Here is a 23,409-nt window from a genome sequence, read left to right on the forward strand (position 1 = left end):
ATGTCATGAAGCTCGCCAGAAGTGATTGATGTGGAAATCATTTCCATCTCTTTGCGGCCGCATGAGCCCGGCGTGGAGAACCCGAGGGGGAGGGGGTGGCGCTCAGGTGGTCCCGTCGCCGGGGTCCGGCGGGATGGCGGGAAGGTGGCACCGGTCGCAGACCCCGGTCAGCTCCACGGTGTGCTCGACCTCGGCGAACCGCGTGGACGCGGCCACGCTCTCCGCCCACTCCTCCACGGCTTCGGCCTCGACGACCGTACTGACACCGCAGACACGGCAGAGCAGATAGTGGCGGTGCCCCTCGGCGGGTCGGGGGCGGTAGAGCCGTTCCCCCGCCCTGTCTCTTATGACGTCGACCTGACCGGACCGGTCAAGGGCGTGAAGGGCCCGGTACACCGTGGTCAGGCCGATCGCGACGCCGTCCGCTTCGAGCGCCTCGTGCAACTCCTGGGCCGAGGCGAAGCCGGACGCCTGGTGCAGGGCGTGCATCACCGCGGTGCGCTGCCGCGTCGTGCGCAGCGGCGTCATCGGCCGGGTTGCTGGTGTCTCGCGCAGGCTGCCCACCTCCAGAGGCTGTGCTCATGGTAATCATTTCCATAATGGAGGCAAGGTGTCACTCTGGCGCGGCGGCAGGGATCGGCCTGTCGCACTCCCTAGTTATTGAATATGGATGTCATTACGGACTACTGTCGGCTCTGTCACGAGGCGGCCGCGCACGCGGCGTCAGGGGAGGGGGCCCTCATGACTTTCACGGACCGGACGTCCGGAGCGGGGAAGCTCGACGTCGAGCGGGACAGATGCGTCGGGGCGGGGCAGTGCGTGCTGGCCGCACCCGCCGTCTTCGACCAGGACGACCAGGACGGACTCGTGGTCGTCCTGGACCGCACCCCGCAGGCCGCCGAGGCGGACGCCGTGCGGGACGCCGTACGGGCCTGCCCCTCCGGCGCCATCACGCTGCGCTAGCCGCCTGTACCTGGCGCGGGCCGCGTGCGGCGGACCCGCCGCGAACGTCCGCCCCGATCCCTTCCCTCTCCTCACCGCTCCACCTGCCGTGGACCCATTCCGGCGCCTCGAACAGCCCGTAGAACGTCAAGGAGAAGCATGTCCAGACTGATAGATCGCCGTGTCTTCCTGCGCCGGAGCGCGACAGGGGCCGCGGCCGCGGCGTTGGGACCGGGCCTCCTGGCGGCGTGCTCCACCGATGAGCCGGTCGCCGACTCGAAGGCGGGTTCCGGTTCCTCGTCCCGCTCGGGCGGAACGCTGCGTGCCGCGTTCGTCGGAGGCGGCGCTTCCGAGTCCCTCGACTTCTTCAACGGACCCTCGGCCCTGGACCTGGTCCGGGCCCGCGCCTGGCACGGAACCCTGGGCAACCTCGACCCCAGTGGCGCGGACGGCGTGCGCTACGGGGTGCTCAAGGGCATCGACATCTCCGACGACCTCTCCACGTACACCCTGCACGTGCGGCCCGGAGTCCGCTTCACCGACGGCTCCCGGCTCACCTCCGTCGACATCCTGCACTCGCTCAGCGCCCTCGCGGCCAACAGCAAGCTGCCCGTCTACCGGCTCGCCGCCGCGAACTTCGACCTCTCCCGGGCCAAGGCGGACGGTGACCTCAAGGTCACCCTGCCCACGCTCCGGCCCATCGCCGACGGCCGCATGATCCTCTGTCAGGGCAACTTCCTCGTCGTCAAGGACGGCACGAAGAGCTTCCGCAAGGGCATGCCCAGCTGCGGCCCGTTCCGGCTGACCGAGTTCACCGCCGGACAGGGCGCTGCCTTCGAGCGGTACGACGACCACTACGGTCACGTGCCGCTCCTGGACGGCCTGGAACTGCGCTCGATCGCGGACTCGACCGCGCGGGCCGGAGCCCTCACCAGCGGCGAGATCGACTTCGCCCACGACCTCTCACCCGTCACCGCGCGCACCCTCGACGACAACGGAAAGGTCGAACTGGTCCCGACCGAGAGCCCCTACCTGGTCGGGCTCTCCTTCCAGATGAACATGAGCGCCAAGCCCTTCGACGACCCCCGCGTGCGGGAGGCGTTCAAGCTCGCGGTCGACCGGAAGGCCATGGTGGAGACCGTCTTCTACGGCAATGCCGAGGTCGGCAACGACCTGCCTGCCATCGGCTTCCCCGACTACGCGGAGGGGGTTCCGCAGCGGGCGCACGACCCGGAGCGGGCCCGCGCCCTGCTGAAGAAGGCCGGCGCCGACGGGATGAAGGTGACGTTGACGACCGGACCGGAGACCCCGGGCATGGTGGAGATGGCGACACTCTTCGTGGAGGACCTGAAGAAGGTCGGTGTCCGGGCGTCGGTCCGGGAACTGCCCGCGGGTCAGCTCTACGCGGACTTCCCGGCGTACGCGGCCCTGCCGCTGGCCGGCTCGTACCAGATGCCCATCCCCGCGCTGTCCACCTACCAGATGAGCACGGCGGGCGGTTCGCCGTCCGCCTTCGGCTGGAAGGAGACCGCGACCGACACTCTGGTCGCCAGGGCCCGTGCCGCGAGCGACCCGGCCGAGGCGAAGGAGCTGGGCACCCAGGCGCAGCGCACGCGCTGGGAGGACGGCAACCAGGTACTGCCGGTCTTCAAGCCCAACCTCAACGCCCGGACCAAGGGAGTGACCGGGATACGGGAGGACCTCTTCGAGCAGTTCCCCGGCTTCTCGCAGGCATCACTGGGGTGAGCCCGATCGCCTTCGTCGGCCGGCGCCTCATGGCGGCGGCCGTCCTGCTCGTGCTGCTGTCGGCCGTGATCTTCGCGGCCACGGCGGTGCTTCCGGGGGACGCGGTCAGCGCGGTCGCCGGGCCGGACGCCCCCGAGGCGCAGCGTGCCGCCGTGCGCGCCGAACTCGGGCTCGATCGGCCGGCGGCCGAGCGGTACGCGGACTGGGTGGCGGGAGCGGTCCGGGGCGATCTGGGCCGCGGCTTCGTGGGGGACCGGCCGGTCGGCGAGGTGCTGGCGACCCGGCTGCCGAACAGCCTGTTCCTCGCCGGGCTGACACTCGCCGTCACCGCGCCGCTCGCCACGCTGCTGGGCCTGTGGACCGGACTGCGTCGGGGCGGCGCCGACCGCTTCGTCTCCACGGCGGCCCAAGTCCTGGCCGCAGTACCGGAGTTCGTCATCGCGGCGCTGCTCGTCGCGGTGCTCTCGGTGTGGCTGGAACTGCTCCCGCGGGTCTCCGTGATCCCCCTGGGCGGAACACCGCTCGACGTCCCGCACGCGCTGATCCTGCCCGTGCTGACGCTCAGCGCGGTCGGTGTCGCGGTGGCGACGAGGCTGCTGCGGGTCTCCGTGGCGGACGCGGCCGCCACCCCCTACTGCGAGGCCGCGCGGCTCAACGGCGTGCGCGGGGTCCGGCTCGCGGTCCGGCACATCCTGCCCAACGCCGCCGGCCCCGCCGTGCAGGCGCTCACCCTCACCACCGGCGCCCTGGTCGGCTCGGCGGTGGTCGTGGAGAACGTCTTCGACTACCCGGGCATCGGCCGCGAACTGCAACTGGCCGTCGTGGCAAGGGACATACCGATGGTGCAGGGCATCGCCACCGCCCTGGCCGGGGTGATGCTCCTGGTGCTGCTGGCGGGCGACATCTGCGGGCGGATACTGGGCGCCGGGAAAGGCCACGAACGATGACGACGGTCCTCACCTCGCCGAGCCGGCGGACCCGATCGCGACCCGAGGCGTCACGACGCCGACGGCTGCCGCTCCTCACCGCGACCGGCGCCCTGCTCGTCCTCCTGCTCGCTCTGCTGGGACCGCTTCTCGCCCCGCACAGTCCCACCGCCCAGCTCGCGGCGCCCTTCCAGCAGCCCGACGGCCGCTTCCTCCTCGGAACCGACGTGCTGGGCCGGGACGTGACGAGCCGGGTACTCGGCGGCGGTCGCACCATCGTGCTCACCGCGCTGGCGGGCACGGCGGGGGCCGGAGCCGTCGGGCTCACGGCCGGGGTTCTGGCCGCCATGATGTCGCGCCGACTGGGTGATCTGCTGTTGCGCTGCGTCGACGCGCTGGCCGTGTTCCCCGCACTCCTCCTCGTCCTCGTCCTGGCCGCGGGGTTCCCCGGCAGCCACATCGCCCTCGTCGCGGCGGTCACCCTGGCCACCGCTCCGTTCTCCACGCGCGTCCTGCGCGCGGCGGCCGACACGGTTCTCAGCAGCGGATACGTCGAGGCCGCGCGGTCCCGGGGCGACTCCCGGTGGGCCGTGCTGCGCCACGACGTCCTGCCCAACATCGCCGGACCGGCCCTGATGGACACCGCGCTGCGCCTGGTGGCTTCCCTCCACCTCACGGCCACCGCCGGGTTCCTGGGTCTCGGTGCGGGCGGGGCGGCACCGGACTGGGGGCGCATGGTGAGCGAGAACGTCCCCGGCGCGACGCTCGCCGCCGCGCCGTTTCTCGCTCCCGCGCTGCTGCTGGTGCTGCTGTCGGTGTGTGTCGGCCTCCTGGCCGGGCAGTTGGCGGACGCCGTGGGGCGGGGTGCCGGATGACGGGACGTGACACACCTCAGGGGCCGGACGCCGGTGGTCCGCTCGCCGAGACGAGGGGGCTGACGGTGGGCCCGGTGGACGGAGGGCCGCCCGTGCTGAGCGATGCCTCCCTCGCGGTGGCTCGCGGACAGGTGCTGGGCGTCGTCGGCAGATCGGGATCGGGCAAGAGCAGTCTGGCGTACAGCCTGCTCGGCCACGTCCGCCCCGGTCTGCGGGTACGGGCCGGCACCGTCCGGGTGGCCGGACTCGACCCCTTCGGCAAGGCGGAGGCCCGTCGGCTGCGCGGCCGTGTGGTGTCGTTCCTGGGACAGGAACCCGCCTCGTCGCTCAACCCCGCGCTCCGGATCGGGACACAGCTCGCCGAGGCCGTAAGGCTCCGCACACCCGGGGCGCGCCGTGACGAAGTCCAGGCGCTGGTGCGGGAGTTGCTTGTGTCCGTGCGGCTGCCTGCCGACCGGGCGTTCCTGCGGCGGCTGCCCCGGCAGGTGTCGGGAGGTCAGGCCCAGCGGGTGGCCCTCGCCCTGGCCCTGTCCGGCGGACCGAGCATGCTGGTCCTCGACGAGCCCACAAGCGGACTGGACCCGGTCCTGGCGGACGGGATGCGGACCCTGCTGGCCGACGTCCTGTCCGGGGGAGACCGTGCCGCACTGCTGGTCAGTCACGATCCGGTGTGGCTGGGGTCGGTGGCGGACGACGTGATCCGTCTGGAACAGGGCCGCATCGTCCCGCAAGGCCCCGAGGCGCCCTTCCCGGCCGTTCGGCCCTCGCGGAGCCCGTCGCGCGAGGACCGTGGCCCGGAGGCTCCCCGCACCGGCGCCTCGGAGGGTCTCTTCGTGCGGGGCCTGCACGCTGCGCACGGGCCGGTCGGCGTGCTGCACGACGTCTCCCTCACGGTTCCGCAGGGCTCCTGCACCGCTGTGCTGGGCGTGTCGGGCTCGGGGAAGTCCACCCTGGCCCGATGCCTGGTGGGGCTGCACCCCGTGGCAGGGGGAAGTGTCGAGTGGCGCGACAGCGGTACTCCGCGGCGTCGCGGGTCGCCGGTGCAACTCGTCGCGCAGGATGCGCGCGGCGCCCTCAACCCGCGCGAGCGAGTGGCCGACGCGCTCGCACGACCGCTTCGAGGGACACGCGGCCGAACGGTCCGAGAGACCTGGGATGAATCCGTGCGGCTGCTCGGCCTGGTGGGCCTGGAGGCGGACGTACTGAGCCGCAGACCGGGGGAGTTGTCCGGGGGCCAGCGCCAGCGCGTGGCGCTGGCCAGGACGCTGGCGGCCGAGCCGCGCGCCGTGGTCTGCGACGAGGTCACCTCCGCGCTCGACGGGGAGACGGCGAGCGGAATCCTCGATCTGCTGGACTCGCTGAGGCGCACGCAAGGTCTGACGGTGGTGATGGTGACGCACGATCTGAGCACCGCGGCGACCCGGGCCGACCAGGTGGTCGTCCTGGACGAGGGCCGGGTGGCCGAGGCGGGTCCGGCCGACCGGGTGCTGGAGCATCCCGAACACCCGGTCACCCGGGAACTGCTCGCCCGTGCGGCCGGCCACGCCCTCACGGGGTCGGAGCGGCCTCGGTGAAGGGGCTGTTACGGAGGCGGAGGGACCGGCCGAACCGGCTCCGTGGAGGGGCGCCCCGCCCGCCCGGCGCCCCTCCGCCCGACGTGCTACGGCTGCCGCACCTGCTGTGCGAGTGCCGCCTTGTCGACCTTGCCCACCGCGGTGAGCGGGAGAGCGGCCACCTGGACGATCTCGTCCGGGGTCTTGTAGGCCGCCAGTCCCCGTCGTTCGAGGTGGGCGGCCACCTCCCGTATGCCGGGAGCCTGCCCGGAGCAGACCAGAAAGGCGATGGTCCGCTCCCCGCGGCGTTCGTCCGGGACCCCGACGAGCGCCGCCGCGGTGATCAGCGGATGGGTGAGCAACTGCTCCTCCACCTCGACCGCGGCGATCTTCTCGCCTCCGCGGTTGATCTGGTCCTTGATCCGGCCCACCACCACGAGATGCCCGGTCGGCAGCCGCCGCACGAGGTCACCGGTCCGGTAGTGGCCGTCCGGGGTGAACGCGGTCCGGTTGTGGTCCTCGGCACGGTAGTAGCCACGCAGGGTGTACGGCCCCCGGGTCAGCAGTTCCCCCGCCGCGCCGTCCGGGACGGGCCTGCCCTCGCCGTCCACCACCAGGATCTCGTCGTCCGGGGAGACGGGCCGTCCCTGGGTGGCGCAGACGAGGTCCTCCGTGTCGTCGAGGCGGGTGAGGTTGATCAGCCCCTCCGCCATGCCGAAGACCTGCTGCACGGTGGCTCCCAGCGCCGGGCCGAGCTTGCGGGCCTGCTCCTCCGGCAGGCGTGCCCCGCCGACCTGGACGACCGCGAGACTGCCGAGGTCCCAGTCGCCGGACGCGGCCTCGTCCACCCAGTGGGGGACGAGCGGAGGGGTGAGCGAGGTGAGGGTCACGCCCTCTCGCTCCACCAGTGCGAAGGCCGTCTGCGGACTGGGGTCAGGTGCGACGACGACGGTTCCGCCGGCCATCAGGGTGCCGAGGACGCCCGGACAGGCGAAGGTGAAGTTGAACCCGATCGGGAGCACCGCCAGGTACACCGTGCTCTCGTCGAGGGCGCAGACCTCCGCGCAGGCGCGGGCGTTGTAGGCGTAGTCGTCGTGCGTCCTGGGGATGAGCTTGGGCAGGCCGGTGGTGCCGCCCGACAGCAGCAGCAGGGCGAGGTCCCCGGGTTCGGCGCCGCCGTCGTCGGAACCGGGCGCGGCGGGTGCTGGCAGCGGGGTGGGCTCAGCCGCCCGCAGCTCCTCGAAGGAGACGAAGCCGCTCTCCCGGCCGGGGTCGCCCACCACGACGACGGTCCGCGGCGAGCGGCCGGGACCGTGTTCGGCCTGCACCGTTCGCATCAGCTCCCGGTGGTCGAACCGGGCGTGCCGGTCGGGGACCACGCAGGCCACCGCCTGGGAGACGCGCACCAGATGACCGATCTCGCGGCGCCGGTGGCCGGGCATGGCGTGCACGGGGACCGCTCCGAGGCGTTGGAGCCCGAACCAGACGAGGACGAACTCCGCGCGGTTCGGAAGTTGGACCACCACCCGGTCACCTCGTCCGATGCCGTGCCGGCGCAGTCCGTTCGCGACGCGGTCGGCTTCGCAGTCGAGTTCCGCGTAGGTCCACCGACGGTCTCCGTCGACCAGGGCGACGCGGTCTCCGTGGTCGGCCGCGGCCCGGCGCAGGCGGGCGCCGAACGTCACCCCCTCCCAGTGCCCGGCGGCTCGGTAGTGGTCCGACTCCGCCTCGGACCAGGTCTGTTGGGTCTCGGTCATGGGAGTTCTGCCTCTCGTGCGGAGCCTTTGGCTCTGGCGCCGCGGCTCGTTGTGTGGCTACGATGTGAACTATAGAAATGATAATCATTTCTATCTAGAGTGGCTCGGGTGCCCCGCGAGGCAGATCGGACGCCGACAGCGACGACGGCGGCCCGCGGCCAACTCCCCACCCCATCCGACCGGAAGGGCCCATCGGTGAGCGATGAAGCAGTCGTCCAGAAGCGGACACCGGAACGTGACAGCGACCCTCACTCGGCGACCGAGGTACGGGAGGCGGTGGCCCGTGCCCTCGACATGGCGCCACAGGAGCTGGACGACGACCGGGACCTCTTCGAACTCGGCCTCGACTCGCTGATGTTGATGTCCCTGGTCGGCGCCTGGCGGCGGGCAGGCAGCACGGTCACCTTCCAGGACCTGACGCGAACCCCGACCCTGTCCGCCTGGACGGACCTGCTCCGGCAGACACAACACTCCGGGACATCTCCGGACGCTCGCCCCGCCCAGCCCGCCCCGGCGGACTCCGAGGACCGCACGGAGTGGTTCGCCCCGGCCACGATGCAGCACGCGTACTGGATCGGACGCCAGGACGGCCACCCGCTCGGCGGCGTCGCCGCCCACTTCTACGTCGAACTCGACGGCCACGAGGTCGACCCGGACCGGCTGGACACCGCCCTGCGGGCGCTCGTGCAGCGGCACGGCATGCTCAGGGCCGTCTTCGACGACGAGGGGCGGCAGCGCTTCGGGACGCCCCGTACGCCGCTCACCCTCCACGATCTGAGGGCGCACACCCCCGAGGAGGCCGCGGCCGAACTGGAGGAACTGCGCGAACGCAACACCCACGCACGCCCCGATGTCACCGCGGGAGAAGTCTTCCGCGTGAGCCTGTGCCTGCTCCCCGACCGTCGCACCCGGCTCCAGATCGACCTGGACATGATGGCAGGGGACGCGCTCAGTCTGCGTGTCCTGCTGTCCGACCTGCGCCGCTTCTACGAGTATCCCGACGACCCGCCCCGCGAGCTCACCCTCGACTACCGCCGCTACCTCGTGGAACACGCGGCGCGCCGCAAGTCGGAACGCGAGGAGCACGCCGCCTGGTGGCGGGAACGCCTGCCGGACCTGCCGCGCGCCCCACGTCTGCCGACGACCGTCGACCCGCTCACCCCGGTCAGCGCGGACGACACGGCGCTCACCCACTCACGCCGCCTGCACCACTGGCTGTGTCCCGCCGAGAAAGCGGCCCTGATCAGTGCCGCCCGACGGCACGGCCTCACCCCCGCGGCCGCCCTTGCGACCGCCTTCGCCGAGGTCATCGCGGCCTGGAGCGACAGCCGGCGCTTCCTGCTCAACCTCCCGCTGTTCGACCGGGAGACGTTCACCCCGGACGTGGCCGGCCTGGTCGGTGACTTCAGCAGCTCGGTCCTGCTGGACGCCGATCTGAGCGAGCCGCTGCCGTTCGCGCGTCAGGCCCGAGGACTCCAGGAACGCCTTCAGCAGGGCATCTCCCACGGAGCCTACGGCGGCGTCGAAGTGCTCCGGGACCTCGCGCGGGCCGAAGGGTCTCCGGTCCTGGCCCCGGTCGTCTACACCAGTGCCATCGGGCTCGGCGAGATCTTCGAGCAGGACGTCCAGAAGAGCTTCGGCCGCCCCTCGTGGATCATCTCGCAGGGCCCCCAGGTCTACCTGGACGCCCAGGTCACCGAACTCGACGACGGGCTCCTCCTCAACTGGGACGTCCGCGACGGCGTGTTCGAAGCCGGCGTGCCGGACGCCGCGTTCGACGCCTACCGCGGTCTTATCACCCGGCTGATCGCGGACCCCGGCGCCTGGGACCGGCCCGTGGACGGCCTCCTCGCCCCCGACGTCCTGCCCCGGCGCGCGGTGGCCGCACTGCCGCCGACGCCCCTCCCGGACCGTGCCCTGCACACCCGGTTCTTCCGGCTCGCCGCGACCGAGCCGGACCGCGCCGCGGTCGTCGGCGCCGACGGGGACACCCTCACCTACGGCGAACTCGGCCGCACCGCACGGCGGATCGCCACCCTGCTGCGCGACCACGGAGTACGCGAGGGCGACACCGTGGCCGTGACGCTGCCCAAGGGCGCCGACCAGATCGCCGCGGTCCTGGGCATCCTCGCCGCCGGCGCCGCCTACGCCCCCGTCGGCGTCGAACAGCCCGCCGTACGCCGCGCACGCATCCACTCCGTCGCCGCCGCCTCCGCCGTCCTCACCGACCGCGACCACGCCCACCTCTGCGGGGACGTCTCACCGGCTCCGGTGCTGTTCCTGGAGGACGCGGCGGCGCTGCGCCCGTCACCCGTCGCCCACCCGGACCTCGCCCTGCCCGCCTACGTGCTGTTCACCTCGGGCTCCACCGGTGTGCCCAAGGGCGTCGAAGTGCCGCATCGCGCGGTCGTCAACACCATCGAGGCGATGGAGGAACAGTTCGGCCTGGGTCCCGACGACCGCACGCTCGCCCTGTCCGCCCTCGACTTCGACCTCGCCGCCTGGGACATCTTCACCCCGCTGTCCCTGGGCGGACAGGTGGTCACCGTGGGGCAGGAGCACCGCAGGGACGCCCACCACTGGGCGCACCTGGTGCGTACCCACGGCGTGACCCTCGTGCAGTGCGTACCCGCCCTGCTGGACCTGCTGATGGCCGCCGCGCAGGAGGAGGGCCTCGGCGACCGGCTGCGGATGGTGCTGCTCGGCGGGGACTGGGTCGGGCTCGGCCAGCCCCGCAGGCTGCGGGCCCTGGTGCCGGACTGCCGCTTCGTGGCGCTCGGCGGTATGACCGAGGCCGCCGTGCACTCGACGGTGTTCGAGGTGACGGACACGGACCCGGCCTGGAAGTCCGTCCCCTACGGGGTTCCGCTGCGCAACATGCGCGCCCGTGTGGTGGACGGCCGGGGGCGCGACTGCCCTGACCTCGTACCCGGAGAGCTGTGGGTCGGCGGCCCCGGTGTCGCCGGCGGCTACCGCGGCGACCCGGCGCGCACGGCGGAACGGTTCGTCGAGTACGACGGCGAGCGCTGGTACCGCAGCGGTGACCTGGCGCGCTACCGGACCGACGGGGTGCTGGAGTTCCTCGGCCGCGCCGACCACCAGGTGAAGATCGGCGGCCACCGGATCGAGCTCGGCGAGGTCGAGTCCGCGCTGGAGGACGATCCCGCCGTGCGGCACGCGGTCGCCGCCGTGCTCGACGCGCCCGTACGGCACCTCGCCGCGGCCGTGTCAGCCCCGGTGCGGGCACCCGATCCGGAACAGGTCCGGGTCCGGGCGGCGGAGCGGCTGCCCGCGTACATGGTCCCGGAGCGGGTGCTCGTCCTGCCCGAACTGCCGCTGACCGCCAACGGGAAGCTGGACCGGGCGGCCGTCAAAGCCGCCCTGACCGAGGCGGCGGGCCGGGGCGGCCCGCGTGTCTCGCCGCCCTCCGGCCCGGTGGAGACCCTGGTGGCCGCCGAGTGGGCCGATCTGCTCGACGTGGCCGAAGTGGGCCGGGAGAGCAGCTTCTTCCTGCTGGGCGGGGACTCGCTCGTCGCGACCCGCCTCATCGGCCGGCTGCGTGCCGCCGGGTTCCCCGGCGCCCGCGTGGCCGACCTCTTCGCCCGCCCCGTCCTCCAGCACTTCTGCGAGACACTGCACCCCGCGGCGGCCGCCGAAGCGGCACCGGTCCCGGCCGCGGCACTCGGGATCGTGCCCGACCCCGAGCGGGCGTACGACCCCTTCCCGCTCACCGACGTCCAGGCCGCCTACCACACCGGACGCGACCCGCGCTTCACGCTCGGCGGTGTCGGCACCTGGCACTACACGGAGTTCGACGGCCCGGACGTCGACCTCGGCCGCCTGGAACAGGCATGGAACACCCTCGTCCGACGGCACGGGATGCTCCGGGCGGTCGTGGAGGACCGCCACCAGCGTGTCCTGCCCGACGTACCGCCCCTGACCATCCCGGTGCGGGACGTTCCCGTCGACGGCGCCACCGAAGCCCTCGCCGGGCTGCGCGCCGGCCTGTCGCAGCAGGTCCGCGATCCCTCCCGGTGGCCGCTCTTCGCGGTCGAGGCGGTGCGCTACCGCGTCGGAGCGGGGGAGTCGGAGATACGGACCCGCGTCGGCGTCGGACTCGACTACCTCGTCCTCGACGCCCTCTCCATCACCACGCTCTACGCCGAACTCACCACGCTCTACGCCGACCCTGAGCACGAACTGCCGCCCGTCGACGTGTCGTTCCGGGACTACCTGACCGGACTGCCGCGGGACCCGGAACCGGCTGAACGGGCCCGCGCCCACTGGCGGGCACGGCTGGCCGAACTGCCGCCGCCGCCCGCCCTGCCCCTCGACCGGGACCCGGCCGGCGTCGAGGCGCCCGCCTTCACCCGGCGCAGGACGACCCTGCCCGCCCAGGACTGGCGGTCCGTCAAGCGCGCGGCGGCCGCGCGCGGCCTCACCCCCTCGACCGTCCTGCTGGCCCTCTACGCGGAGGTGCTGGAGGCGTGGAGCGGAACGGACGCACTCACCGTGACGCTCACGCTTTTCAACCGGCGGGACGTACACCCCCACATCCACCGGGTCCTCGGCGACTTCACCTCGCTGTCCCTGGCGGCTCACCGGCGCGATGGGGCCTCCTGGCTCGCCGCGGCCGTCGCCCTTCAGCACCGTCAGGCGGAGGACTTCGACCACGCGGACGTTCCGATCGACTGGCTGCTACGGGAGTTCGGCCGACGCACGGGAACCGTGGACGCCGCCGCGCCCGTGGTGTTCACCAGCGCCATCGGCGTCGGCGACGCGACGCTGGCAGGTCCGGGCACAGGATTTCCGGAGAAGGTCTGGGGCATCTCGCAGTCCCCTCAGGTGTGCCTGGACAACCAGGTCACCGAGGAGTCCGGGAACCTGGTCATCACCTGGGACGCGGTCGAGGAACTCTTCGCCGAAGGTGTCCTGGACGCGATGTTCGCCGCCTACGAACGGCTGCTCCGGCACGCCGTGTCCGCCGACTGGGACGCCCCGCTGCCGGACCTGCTGCCCGCCTCCCAGTACGCGCGGCGGGAGTCCGCCGCACGGGAGGCCGCCCTGGAACCGGTCGTCCCGCGCCTGCTGCACGAGGCGTTCTTCACCCGGGCCGGGACCACACCCGACCGCACCGCCCTCGTGACGACCTCGGGGCATGAGGTGACCTACGGAGCCCTCGCCGACCAGGCGCTGCGCACGGCCGCCGCCCTCGAAGCGGCCGGCGTACGCGCGGGCGACCTCGTCGCGGTCACGCTGCCCAAGGGCCCGGAGCAGATCGCGGCGGTCCTCGGCGTCCTCGCGGCGGGAGCCGCCTATGTGCCGCTCGGTCTCGAACAGCCCGCCGCCCGCCTGGACCGGGTGCATTGCACCGCCGCCTTCCGCGTGGTCCTCGGCGGTTGGCCCAGTACCGGCGAGGGCGGCCCCCGGTCCCTCTCCTTCACCGACACGCAGCGCCACGAGCCGCTGCCCGCACCGCGGGACCGGGACCCCCGCACCCTCGCCTACGTGATCTTCACCTCGGGGTCCACGGGTGAACCCAAGGGCGTGGAGATCACCCACGCCGCGGCCTGGAACACGGTCGCGGACATCAACGCCCGGCACGGCATCTCCTGGGACGACCGCGTCTTCGCGCTCTCGGCACTCGACTTCGACCTGTCGGTGTACGACGTCTTCGGGCTGCTCGCCGCGGGCGGCTCCCTGCTCCTTCCCACCGAGGACCAGCGACGCGAACCGGCCCGTTGGCCCGCCCTGCTGGACCGCCACCGGGTGACCGTCTGGAACACCGTCCCGGCCCTGCTCGACCTCCTCCTCGACGCCTGCGAACAACAGGACCCGGAGACCGGCCGCGTCACGAGACTGCGGATCGCGTTCGTCTCCGGCGACTGGATCGGGCTCGACCTGCCCGCCCGGCTGGCCGCCCGCACCGCGCTGCCCTGCGCCTTCGTCGCCATGGGCGGCGCGACCGAGGCCGCCATCTGGTCCAACACGCTCACCGTCGAGGAACTCGACCCCGGTTGGGTCTCCATCCCCTACGGGCGTCCACTGACCGGGCAGCGCTACCGCGTGGTCGACCGTGACGGGCGGGACTGCCCCGACTGGACGCCGGGCGAACTGTGGATCGGCGGAGAGGGACTGGCCCGCGGCTACCTGGCCGATCCGGTCCGCACCGCGGAGAAGTTCGTCGAACAGGACGGGCTGCGCTGGTACCGGACCGGTGACCTGGGGCGCTTCCGGGAGGACGGACTGCTGGAGTTCCTCGGCCGGCTCGACAGCCAGCTGAAGATCGCCGGGCACCGGATCGAGGCCGGCGAGATCGAGGCCGCGCTGGAGTCCCACCCCGGTGTCGCACGGGCCGCCGTCGTGGCGGTGGGGGAGCGTACCGCCAAGCGCCTGGCCGCCTTCGTCGTACCCCTCGAAGCGGCGAACGGCGCGGCAGCGGAACAACCCCCCGCGTCCACCCCACTGATAGAGGATCTGTTCGCGCTGCTCGCCGAACGGGTGCCCGCCCACGCCGTCCCCTCCCGCATCCGACCGCTGCCCGCCCTCCCGCTCACCGCGAACGGCAAGGTCGACCGGGGAGCCCTGGCGGACCTCGCCGGCCCGGAGACCGTGACCGGCCGGGCCGAACCGCCACAGGGCGACACCGAAGCGGCACTGGCCGGGCTGTGGGGCGAGTACCTGCCGCACTGGACGCCGGACCGCAACGCCAACTTCTTCACCGCGGGCGGCGACAGCCTCACCGCACTGCGCCTGCTCACCGCGATCGAGCGCCGCTTCGGGGCCACCGTGCCCGTCCGCCGCTTCTTCGCCACCCCGACCGTGGCCGCGCTCGCCGCGGACCTCACGCGCACGCTCGCGGCCCACGGGACCGCCTACGAGACCGGAGAGCTGTGAACATCGCTGAACTGCTGGCCCGTTACGCCGACGACGGTGTGGTGCTGTGGGCCCAGGACGGGCAACTGCGCTTCCGCGCCCCCCAGGGCCGTCTCACCGACACGCACCGGGACGAACTGCGGACCCACAAGGAAGCCATCCTGCGCCACCTCCAGGCGCAGGAGCCGGTCCTGCGCGCCGACCCGGACGCCCGCCACGAGCCCTTCCCGCTCACCGACATCCAGGCCGCCTACCTCATCGGCCGCACCGACGCCTACGCCTACGGCGGCGTCGGCTGCCACGCCTACGTCGAACTGGAATACCCCGACCTCGACGTCGAGCGCGTTACCGCCGTGTGGCGGGAACTCGTCCGGCGCCACGACATGCTCCGCGCCGTCATCCACCACGACGGCTACCAGCAGGTGCTGGCCGACGTGCCCGACCTGGCCATCGGAGCCGACGATCTCACGGCCCTCCCGCAGGCCACGGCCGACGCGGCGGTGGAACGCACCCGCGAACGGCTGGCCACGCGCGAGGCGCCCACGGACCAGTGGCCGCTGTTCGACATCCATGTGAGCCGCACCGCCGGGCGCGCCGTCCTCCACCTCGCCTTCGACATGCTCGTCGTCGACCACGCGAGTCTGCGCCTCCTGCTCGCGGAGTTCCAGCGGAGCTACGCCGGTGACACCCTCGCCGCTCCGCCGGAGATCACCTTCCGCGACTACGTCCTGGCCCGCCGTGCCCTCGCCGACACCGACGCCTGCGCCCGCGACCGCGCCCACTGGACCGAGCGGCTCGACGCCCTGCCGCCCGCCCCCGAACTGCCCCTCGCCGAGGAGTGGGAGGCGGCGGTGTGCGAGCGGGGAGGCGCCGCGGACCCCGACGGCCCGGTCGTGTTCCGCAGGTTGGAGGTGCTGCTTCCCGCCGCTGACCGGGACCGCCTCACCGAGCGGGCCGCGCGGCGCGGACTGACCCTCTCCACGGCTCTGCTCACCGCGTACGCCGAGACGGTCGGGCACTGGTCGCGCACCGGCCGCTTCACCCTCAACGTGCCGACGGTGGACCGGCTCGACCTGCACGCGGACGTCGGCCGCCTGGTCGGCGACTTCACCTCGCTCGAACTGCTGGCCGTGGACCTGGACACCCCGGCCTCGTTCGCGCAGCGGACGCGGAGCACGGGGGAGCAGCTGCTGGAGGACCTCGCGCATCCCCTGTTCACCGGTTCGGACGTGCTCGCCGAACTCTCCCGCCGGGCCGGCTCCCCGGTCCTGATGCCGGTCGTCTTCACCAGCGCCCTGGGCGGTGGCGCCACGGCCGAGGGAGTGCCTCCCGAGGTGACGTACGCCGTGACCAGGACGCCGCAGGTGTGGCTCGACTGCCAGGTCATGCACCGCGGTGACACGCTCAGCCTGTCCTGGGACATCCGTGAGGGCGCGCTCAGCCACGGAGTGGCCGACGCCATGTTCGCGGCGTACACGGCCCTCGTCCGGACGCTGTCCGCCGAGGGCGAGGCCGGTGAGGCCGCCTGGGACGCACCCGCCGTGATCCCGCTGCCGGAGGAGCAGGCGGTGCGCCGGAACCTGGTCAACGCCACCGAGGGCCCCGTGCCGGACGCGCTCCTCCACGAACCCGTCCTCACCCAGGCCGCCGTGACACCGGACGCCGTCGCGCTCCGCACACCCGAACTCACCCTGACCTACCGGCAGCTCGTCACCCGGGCGAGCGTGCTCGCAGAGGCGCTCACGGCGTCCGGACTGCGTCCCGGGGAACCCGTGGCCATCTGGGCGGACAAGGGCTGGGAGCAGGTGGTCGCGGTCTTCGGCACCCTCATGGCGGGCGGCGCGTACCTGCCCGTCGACACGGCCCAGCCGCCCGCCCGCCGGGACACGATCCTCTCGGACGCCGGTGTCCGCACGGTCCTCACCCAGTCCTGGCTCGCCGAACTCGACGACCTCCCCGAGGGGGTCACGGCCGTCCCCGTGGACCTCCTTCCCGAAGACACGGCGACCGCGCCCGGCACGCCGGTGCCCCGGCGCGATCCGGACGACCTCGCCTACGTCATCTACACCTCGGGCTCCACCGGCACGCCGAAGGGCGTGATGATCAGTCACCGGGCCGCCCTGAACACCGTCGAGGACATCAACCGCCGCTACGCCGTGACCGGCCGCGACCGCGTCCTCGGGATCGCGGGACTCGGCTTCGACCTGTCCGTCTACGACCTGTTCGGTCCTCTCGCGGTGGGCGCGACCCTCGTCCTGCCCCAGGCCGAACGGCGCGGCGACCCCTCCCACTGGGCCGAACTGGTCCGTGGCTTCGGGGTCACCGTCTGGAACTCGGTCCCGGGCCAGCTCCACATGCTCTGCGACTGGCTGCGCTCGGAGCCCCCCGCCGACGACCCCTCCCTGCGGCTCGCGCTGATATCCGGGGACTGGATACCGGTCGCCCTGCCGGACCAGGCGCGGGCGCTCCTGCCCGGCCTGGAGGTCATCTCCCTGGGCGGTGCCACCGAGGGTTCCATCTGGTCCATCGCCCACCCGGTCGGCGAGGTCGACACCACCCGCCCGAGCATCCCCTACGGACTGCCCCTCACCAACCAGACGTTCGCCGTCCTCGACCGGCAGCTGCGGCCGCGGCCCGAGTGGGTGCCGGGGGAGCTGTACATCGGAGGCGCCGGCGTCGCCCTGGGCTACTTCGGCGACGAGCGGCGCACGGCCGAGCGGTTCCTCACCGACCCCGTGACCGGTGAGCGCGTCTACCGCACCGGCGACCTCGGGCGGTACCTGCCCGACGGGACCATCGAGTTCCTGGGCCGGGAGGACGCCCAGGTCAAGATCCGCGGCTACCGGGTCGAACTCGCCGAGGTCGAGGCCGCCGTACAGGCCCATCCCGATGTCGCCGCGGGCGCGGTGGTCGTCGACGACTCGGCGGCGGGCGGGCGTCGCCTCGCGGCGTTCGTGGAGACCGCCCGCAAGGACGGTACGGAGCCGGACGCCGGCGGCCCGCGTGCGGGCCGGTCCCAGGCACGCGCGGCAGCCGCGGAAGCCGTACGAGAAGCCTCGTCGGCCGTGGACGCCGCACGACTCACGGAGTTCCTGGCGGCCCTCGACGAGGTGGCGCTCGCCGAGATGACCCGCGTCCTCGCCGGCTCCGGAACCCTCGGCGGAGGCGCCCCGCGCACCGCCGACGAGGTGGGCACAGCGCTGGGCGCGACGCCCCGTCACCGGCACATCGTGCGCCGCTGGCTGGGGGCCCTGGCCGCCCGGAACCGGCTCACCCACAGCGCGTCGGACGACACCTACACCGGACTCGTGCCCGTCTCCGACGACGAGGCGGAGCGCGGCTGGCGGCGGGCCACGGAGCTGGAGCAGCGGATCGGGTGGAGCAGCGAGCTGCTCACCGTCATGCGCACCTGTGCCGAACGACTGCCGGAGCTGGTCTCCGGCGCCACCGGCATCCGGGAACTGCTGTTCCCGGGGGCGTCGACGGAGGCCGCGGACGCCGCCTACCGCGACAACCTCGCCATCCGCCACCTCAACCGTGCCGTGGTCGCCGCACTGCGCGAGACGGCGGCGGCCCACACCGGTGAGGAGCGGATGCGCGTCCTCGAAGTGGGCGGCGGAGTCGGCGGCACCACCGGCGAACTCATCCCCGTCCTCGCCGAGTTCGGCGTCGACTACCTGTTCACGGACGCCTCCGCGTTCTTCCTGAACGAGGCCCGTGAGCGGTTCGCCGACCACGCCTGGTTCCGATGCCGGCGCTTCGACGTGGACGAGGACCCGCGCGCCCAAGGCCTGCTGCCCAACACCTTCGACGTGGTGATCTGCGCCAACACCCTGCACGCCGCCGCCGACGCGGACGCCGCCGTGGGCAGGCTGCGGGAACTCCTCGTCCCCGGCGGACAGCTCGTGTTCGTGGAGAACACCCGGGACGAGAACCTCCCCCTGCTGGTCTCCATGGAGTTCCTGGAAGTGGCCGGACGGACCTGGACCGACCTGCGGGAGCACACCGGGCAGTCCTTCCTCACCCACGCCCAGTGGCGCGAGCTCCTGCACGCCCACGCGGCCTGCGACGTCGTCTCCCTGCCCGACGCACAGGACCCCCTGGCCCTCACCGGCCAGGAACTCTTCATCGCCACGCTCAAGGACGACCGCCACCACGTGCCCGTGGGCGAACTGGCCCGCACGGCCGCCACCAGGCTGCCCGAGTACATGGTTCCCGCGGTGTGGCAGGTCGTCGACACCCTGCCCCGCACCGCCAACGGCAAGACCGACCGCGCCCGTCTGCAGTCCTGGCTGCCCCGCGAGAGCGCGCCGACCGTCGTGCCCGAACTGCCGAAGGACGAGCTGGAGACCAGCCTCGCCGAGCTGTGGTCGGAGCTCCTCGCGGTCGAAGGCGTCACCCGCAACGACGACTTCTTCGACCTCGGCGGCGACTCCCTCCTCGTGGCACGCATGGTGGGAATGCTGCGCGAACGCGTGCCGCGGGCCGCGGACCTGGAGTGGGAGGTGGTGCTGCGCCACATGCTGCGCCGCCCCACGGTCGCCGGACTCGCCGCGTTCCTGCGCGGTCTGTCCGGACCCGAGGACGGCCCGTCCGCCGGCGCCGTGCGCACGGACCCGGTGATCCCCCTGCACGGCACCCGCTCCGACGACGAACCGACCACCGTGCTGGTGCACGCCGGGACCGCGACGATCATGCCGTACCGGGCGCTGATCACCGAGATCAGGCGCCGCTCGCCGGGCCTCGCCGAGGTCGTGGGGGTGGAGGTACCCGACCTGAACCAGTTCCTGGGCGCCCCGCCGCAGGGACTCATCGAGCAGATGGCCGCCGACTACGCGCGGGCCCTCACGGCGGACGGCCGCAGCCGCTTCCACATCGTCGGCTACTGCCTGGGCGGCCTCATCGCCACCGAAGTGGCCCGCAACCTGGCGGAGTCCGGCGCGCAGGTGGAGAGCCTCACCGTCATCAGCAGCCACAGCCCTCGCTTCCGGCTCGACGACGAACTGCTCGCCGAGTACTCCTTCGCCGTCATGATGGGGATCGACCCGGCCGACCTCGGCTTCCCGGACGACCAGTACCGGGTGGCGGCCGCCGCCGACGCGGTCCTGGCCGCCAGCCCCGGCGTGCTGCCGGACGGCGGGCTCGCGGCGCTGCCCGAGCGGTTCGCGGACGTGGCGGAACGCTTCCGGCACCTGGCGGACATCCCCCGAGCCACCCGCATCGCGCGGATGTGCGAGGCGGTGCCCGCGTCCGCCGGCACCTACGAACCCGACCACATGACACGGCTGTTCCTCGCCTTCCGGCAGAGCGTCTTCGCCATCACCCGCTACCAGGCCGAGCCCTACGCAGGCGACATCACCTTCCTGCGCCACGACGGGGCCTACCCCTTCCCCGGCAGCAAGGACGCCGTCACCACCTACTGGGAGGAACTGACCCTGGGCGACCTGGACATCGTCGACATCGGAGGCGACCACTACAGCTGCCTGTCGGTCGAGCACGCGCCCGGTGTCCTGAAGACCCTCGCCGAGCTGACGCAGGGGGCGATCACCCGATGACCAGGCCTGTGATCGGAGTCCTCGGCGCCTCCGGAGCGGTCGGCAGGGCCGCGGTGCGGGAACTGCGCCTTCTGGGCCACACCGGCCTGCGCCTGGGCGGACGGACCACGTCCGCCCTGTGCGCGGTCGCCGAGGAGGGTCCCGCAGGGCGCGACGAGACGGTCTGGGCCGACGCCACGGCCCCGGACGGACTGCGAGCCTTCACCGAGGGCTGCGACATCGTCCTCAACTGCGTCGGCCCCACGTACCGGCTGCGCGCCACCGTGGCTCTCGCGGCCCTGGCCGCCGGTGCGCACTGTGTGGACGTGGCCGGGGACGACCCGGCCGCGGAGGACCTTAGCGGCCCGGCGGACCCGGCCCGCGACGGCCGCTCCGCCGTCCTGTCGGCGGGGGCCCTTCCGGGCCTGTCCAGCCTCCTGCCCCGCTGGCTGGCCCGGCAGGGGCTGGACCGGGCCACCGCGCTGACCGCCTACTGCGGCGGCCTGGAGACGTGCTCACCGACGGTGGCGCACGACCTCATGCTCTCCCTCAGCGCGGGAGGCGCCGACGGCGCGGCCTACGGTGAGGCACTGGCGGCCGTGCGGGGCGGCAGGCGCGTGCCCCGCGTCCTGCGCGCGGACGAGGACACCGCACACGAGGCGTTCCCCGGCCGCGTCGCCGTGCAGCCCTACCTCAGCGGAGAGAGCGAACGCCTCGCCGCTCTCCTCGGCCTCGACCGGCTCGACTGGTACAACGTCCACCCCGGCGCCGCCGTACGCGCGGTGCTCAACCTCCTGCCGGGCCGTCTCGCGGCCGGGGACGACCCGGACGGCCTCGCGAAGCGGCTGATCCGCGCGGCCGACCTCGACCTGGCCGGACGCAAGCCCTTCTACGTCATGGACTTCACCCTGACCGGCGCCGCGTCCGGCGCACCCACGACGGCGGCACTGACCCTCCGCGCGGCCAGCAGCTACCGCCTCACCGCAGCCGTCGGCGCCCTCGCGGTCGACGCCGTGCTGCGGGGAGACGTCCCGGCCGGGGTGCACTTCGCCTGCGACGTCCTGGACCCGGACACCGTGGTCGGCCATCTGCGGTCCCACGGCGCCGCGGACCTCAGGCTCACCGGTGCCGCGGCCGGTGTCGAGCAGGTCGAGGAGGGTGCCCTGTGAGCGCGCCCAAACCGCTGCGCGTGCTGGTCTGCGGTACCAACTTCGGCCGCTTCTACGCCGAGGCGCTACGCAGGCGCCCGGGATTCGCCCTGGCCGGCATTCTGAGCCGGGGATCCGCGGCCTCCCGCGCCTACGCCGAGAGCCTGGGCGTTCCCTTCCACACCGACGCCCGCGAACTCCCCGCCGGAATCGACGCCGCCTGCGTGGCGGTGAGTTCGTCCATATCGGGCGGCAAGGGCACCGAACTGGCCCGTGCCCTGATGGACCGGGGCATCCATGTCCTCCAGGAACACCCCGTCCATCTCACCGAGTTGACGGAGAATCTCAAGCACGCCCGCAGCCGGGGAGTGCAGTACCGCCTCAACACCCACTACCCGCACGTCGCGCCGGTCCGCTCCTTCGTCGAGGCGGCCCGACGACTCGTCGCACGGCAACGGCCGCTCTTCCTGGACGCGGCCACCCCGGTCCATCTGATGCACCCGCTGGTGGACATCCTCGGCCGGGCCATGGGCACCCTGCGGCCCTGGCGGTTCGCCGACCCGGCGCCGCTGCCGGACGGCATCGGGCCGCAGCCGTTCCGCTCCCTGCACGGCGTGTTCGCCGGCGTGCCCCTGACCCTCCGGGTGCACCACCAGCTCGACCCCTCCGACCGCGACAACCACGCCCTGCACTGGCACCGGATCGCCCTGGGCACCGAGGGCGGAGTGCTCACCCTCGCCGACACCCACGGCCCCGTGCTGTGGAGCCCCCGCCTGCACATCGGCCGTGATGCGGACCGGCGCTTCGTCCTCGACGGTCCGGGCACCGGCGGACTCGGGCTCGGGACCACCGCGGTGGTCGGCAACCCGGTCAGCTTCCGTACGGTCTTCTCCGACCTGTGGCCCGAGGCGATCGGAAGCGCCCTGGACGGGCTCCGTGCGGCCGTGGTCGAGGACGCGGACGCGTTGCGCGCCGGCCAGTACGACCTGGCCGTGTGCCGCATCTGGAGCGACCTGGCGGCCCGGCTGGGGCCGCCCGAGATCGTCCGCCCGGCCACGCCCCGGCCGATGGCGGTCAGTGATGTCTTCCCCCTGCCCGAACCGCTTCCGCACTCCGAGCCGGCCCCACCGCGTACCCGCACGGCGGTTCCCGCACCCGGCACGCCGGGGACGGCCGAGGTACGGCCGGCGGACACCTCCTCCTACTCACCGTCGGCCGAGTTCTTCGACCTCGTTGCCGCCGGGCACACCGCCACCGCGAGTGCCCCCGCCATCGCGGCGCTCCTCGCGGAGGCCGACCTCGGCGCCGGGCCGGTGGTGGACATCGGCGCCGGCACCGGACTGGTGACCGAGGCCGTCGCGCGGGCCCGTCCGGACGTGGAGATCATCGCCTGTGAACCCGCGGTCGGCATGCGCGCCGTGCTCACCAGCCGGGTCTTCAGCGACGAGGACCTGCGCCGTCGGGTGACGGTCACCGCGGACGCCGCTCCCGCTCTCGATCTGCCCGACCGGATCAGCGCCGTCCTGCTCTGCGGGGTCCTCGGCCACCTCGACGCCGCGGACCGTGCCGAACTGTGGCGGCGGCTCCTCGCGCGACTGGCCCCCGGCGGGCTCGTGATCGTCGAACTCATGCAGTTCGAGCGGCCCTTGAGTCTTCCCGCAACCCGACTGGCCACCGCCACCGCCGGACGCCACCGATACGAGTGGACGTTCTCCGGCACCCCGACGGGCGGGACGGAGGAGGGCGTGATGCGCCTGCACTCCACCTGGCGGGTCTACCTGGACGGCTCCACGACCGCCGAACGCGAGGTGCACGACTCCTACGAGTGGTCGCCCTTCGGCCTGAAGGACGTCGAGACCGAGTCCGGGCTGACCGCCCGCGCCCTGCCCACGCGCCCCGGAGCACCCCCGCTGGCCGTACTCACCCGAGCCTCCGCGGCGCCCGGCACCACCCCCGGCGCGCACCTGCCCCGCGCACGGACCGCACCCCCGGACACCGCCGCCTCGCGCGAGGTCGCTCCGCTCATCTCCTCCTCCACCGACGGCTAGGACA

At 73.2% G+C, this 23,409-nt stretch carries 11 protein-coding genes; 9 read left to right on the forward strand and 2 right to left on the reverse strand.

What is annotated here, in order from left to right; all coding sequences use genetic code 11:
* Positions 1-102 precede the first annotated feature (102 nt).
* The gene (locus AB0E07_RS09320; protein WP_362247856.1) at positions 103-564 is read right to left on the reverse strand and encodes a Fur family transcriptional regulator; all 462 of its coding nucleotides are present in this window, start codon (positions 562-564) and stop codon (positions 103-105) included.
* A gap of 177 nt (positions 565-741) precedes the next feature.
* On the opposite strand from AB0E07_RS09320, the gene AB0E07_RS09325 reads away from it, so the two are divergent.
* The 5 genes from AB0E07_RS09325 to AB0E07_RS09345 all read left to right on the forward strand — a co-directional run bounded on the left by AB0E07_RS09325 (position 742) and on the right by AB0E07_RS09345 (position 6,063).
* On the forward strand, positions 742-963 hold the full coding sequence (locus AB0E07_RS09325) for a ferredoxin (protein ID WP_362247858.1): 222 nt from the start codon (positions 742-744) through the stop codon (positions 961-963).
* Positions 964-1,101: 138 nt separating this feature from the next.
* On the forward strand, positions 1,102-2,688 hold the full coding sequence (locus AB0E07_RS09330) for an ABC transporter substrate-binding protein (RefSeq protein ID WP_362247860.1): 1,587 nt from the start codon (positions 1,102-1,104) through the stop codon (positions 2,686-2,688).
* Positions 2,685-3,635, forward strand: a complete 951-nt coding sequence (locus AB0E07_RS09335) for an ABC transporter permease (RefSeq protein WP_362247862.1) — start codon at positions 2,685-2,687, stop codon at positions 3,633-3,635. Before AB0E07_RS09330 ends, AB0E07_RS09335 begins: the two co-directional genes overlap by 4 nt.
* Positions 3,632-4,489 (forward strand): ABC transporter permease subunit, encoded by an 858-nt coding sequence (locus AB0E07_RS09340; protein WP_362247864.1) that lies wholly within the window; start codon positions 3,632-3,634, stop codon positions 4,487-4,489. Before AB0E07_RS09335 ends, AB0E07_RS09340 begins: the two co-directional genes overlap by 4 nt.
* On the forward strand, positions 4,486-6,063 hold the full coding sequence (locus tag AB0E07_RS09345) for an ATP-binding cassette domain-containing protein (protein WP_362247866.1): 1,578 nt from the start codon (positions 4,486-4,488) through the stop codon (positions 6,061-6,063). Before AB0E07_RS09340 ends, AB0E07_RS09345 begins: the two co-directional genes overlap by 4 nt.
* An 86-nt stretch (positions 6,064-6,149) precedes the next feature.
* Here the strand turns inward: AB0E07_RS09345 and AB0E07_RS09350 are convergent, their stop codons facing one another.
* Positions 6,150-7,799: a (2,3-dihydroxybenzoyl)adenylate synthase gene (locus AB0E07_RS09350; protein WP_362247868.1), complete on the reverse strand. Its 1,650-nt coding sequence runs from the start codon at positions 7,797-7,799 to the stop codon at positions 6,150-6,152.
* 294 nt (positions 7,800-8,093) lie between these two features.
* Between AB0E07_RS09350 and AB0E07_RS09355 the strand changes: the two genes are divergently transcribed.
* The 4 genes from AB0E07_RS09355 to AB0E07_RS09370 are packed head-to-tail and all read left to right on the forward strand — an operon-like array spanning position 8,094 to position 23,405.
* Positions 8,094-14,696 carry an amino acid adenylation domain-containing protein gene (locus tag AB0E07_RS09355; RefSeq protein WP_362248310.1) on the forward strand — a complete coding sequence of 2,201 codons (6,603 nt, stop codon included), beginning with the start codon at positions 8,094-8,096 and terminating at the stop codon, positions 14,694-14,696.
* Positions 14,693-20,230: an amino acid adenylation domain-containing protein gene (locus tag AB0E07_RS09360; RefSeq protein WP_362247870.1), complete on the forward strand. Its 5,538-nt coding sequence runs from the start codon at positions 14,693-14,695 to the stop codon at positions 20,228-20,230. Before AB0E07_RS09355 ends, AB0E07_RS09360 begins: the two co-directional genes overlap by 4 nt.
* Positions 20,227-21,378: a saccharopine dehydrogenase NADP-binding domain-containing protein gene (locus tag AB0E07_RS09365; RefSeq protein ID WP_362247872.1), complete on the forward strand. Its 1,152-nt coding sequence runs from the start codon at positions 20,227-20,229 to the stop codon at positions 21,376-21,378. The genes AB0E07_RS09360 and AB0E07_RS09365 overlap by 4 nt, the downstream gene beginning before the upstream one ends.
* Positions 21,375-23,405, forward strand: coding sequence for a Gfo/Idh/MocA family oxidoreductase (locus AB0E07_RS09370; protein ID WP_362247874.1), 2,031 nt, complete (start codon positions 21,375-21,377; stop codon positions 23,403-23,405). Before AB0E07_RS09365 ends, AB0E07_RS09370 begins: the two co-directional genes overlap by 4 nt.
* Positions 23,406-23,409 lie beyond the last annotated feature (4 nt).

The sequence above is a fragment of the Streptomyces sp. NPDC048002 genome, from assembly GCF_040653275.1.
Classification (GTDB): domain Bacteria; phylum Actinomycetota; class Actinomycetes; order Streptomycetales; family Streptomycetaceae; genus Streptomyces.

What these genes read in the sequence shown, in the direction of transcription:
- AB0E07_RS09325 (WP_362247858.1), top strand. Translation starts at nt 742, where the DNA reads ATGACTTTCACGGACCGGACGTCCGGAGCGGGGAAGCTCGACGTCGAG.
- AB0E07_RS09330 (WP_362247860.1), top strand. Translation starts at nt 1,102, where the DNA reads ATGTCCAGACTGATAGATCGCCGTGTCTTCCTGCGCCGGAGCGCGACA.
- AB0E07_RS09340 (WP_362247864.1), top strand. Translation starts at nt 3,632, where the DNA reads ATGACGACGGTCCTCACCTCGCCGAGCCGGCGGACCCGATCGCGACCC.
- AB0E07_RS09345 (WP_362247866.1), top strand. Translation starts at nt 4,486, where the DNA reads ATGACGGGACGTGACACACCTCAGGGGCCGGACGCCGGTGGTCCGCTC.
- AB0E07_RS09350 (WP_362247868.1), bottom strand. Translation starts at nt 7,799, where the DNA reads ATGACCGAGACCCAACAGACCTGGTCCGAGGCGGAGTCGGACCACTAC.
- AB0E07_RS09355 (WP_362248310.1), top strand. Translation starts at nt 8,094, where the DNA reads ATGGCGCCACAGGAGCTGGACGACGACCGGGACCTCTTCGAACTCGGC.
- AB0E07_RS09365 (WP_362247872.1), top strand. Translation starts at nt 20,227, where the DNA reads ATGACCAGGCCTGTGATCGGAGTCCTCGGCGCCTCCGGAGCGGTCGGC.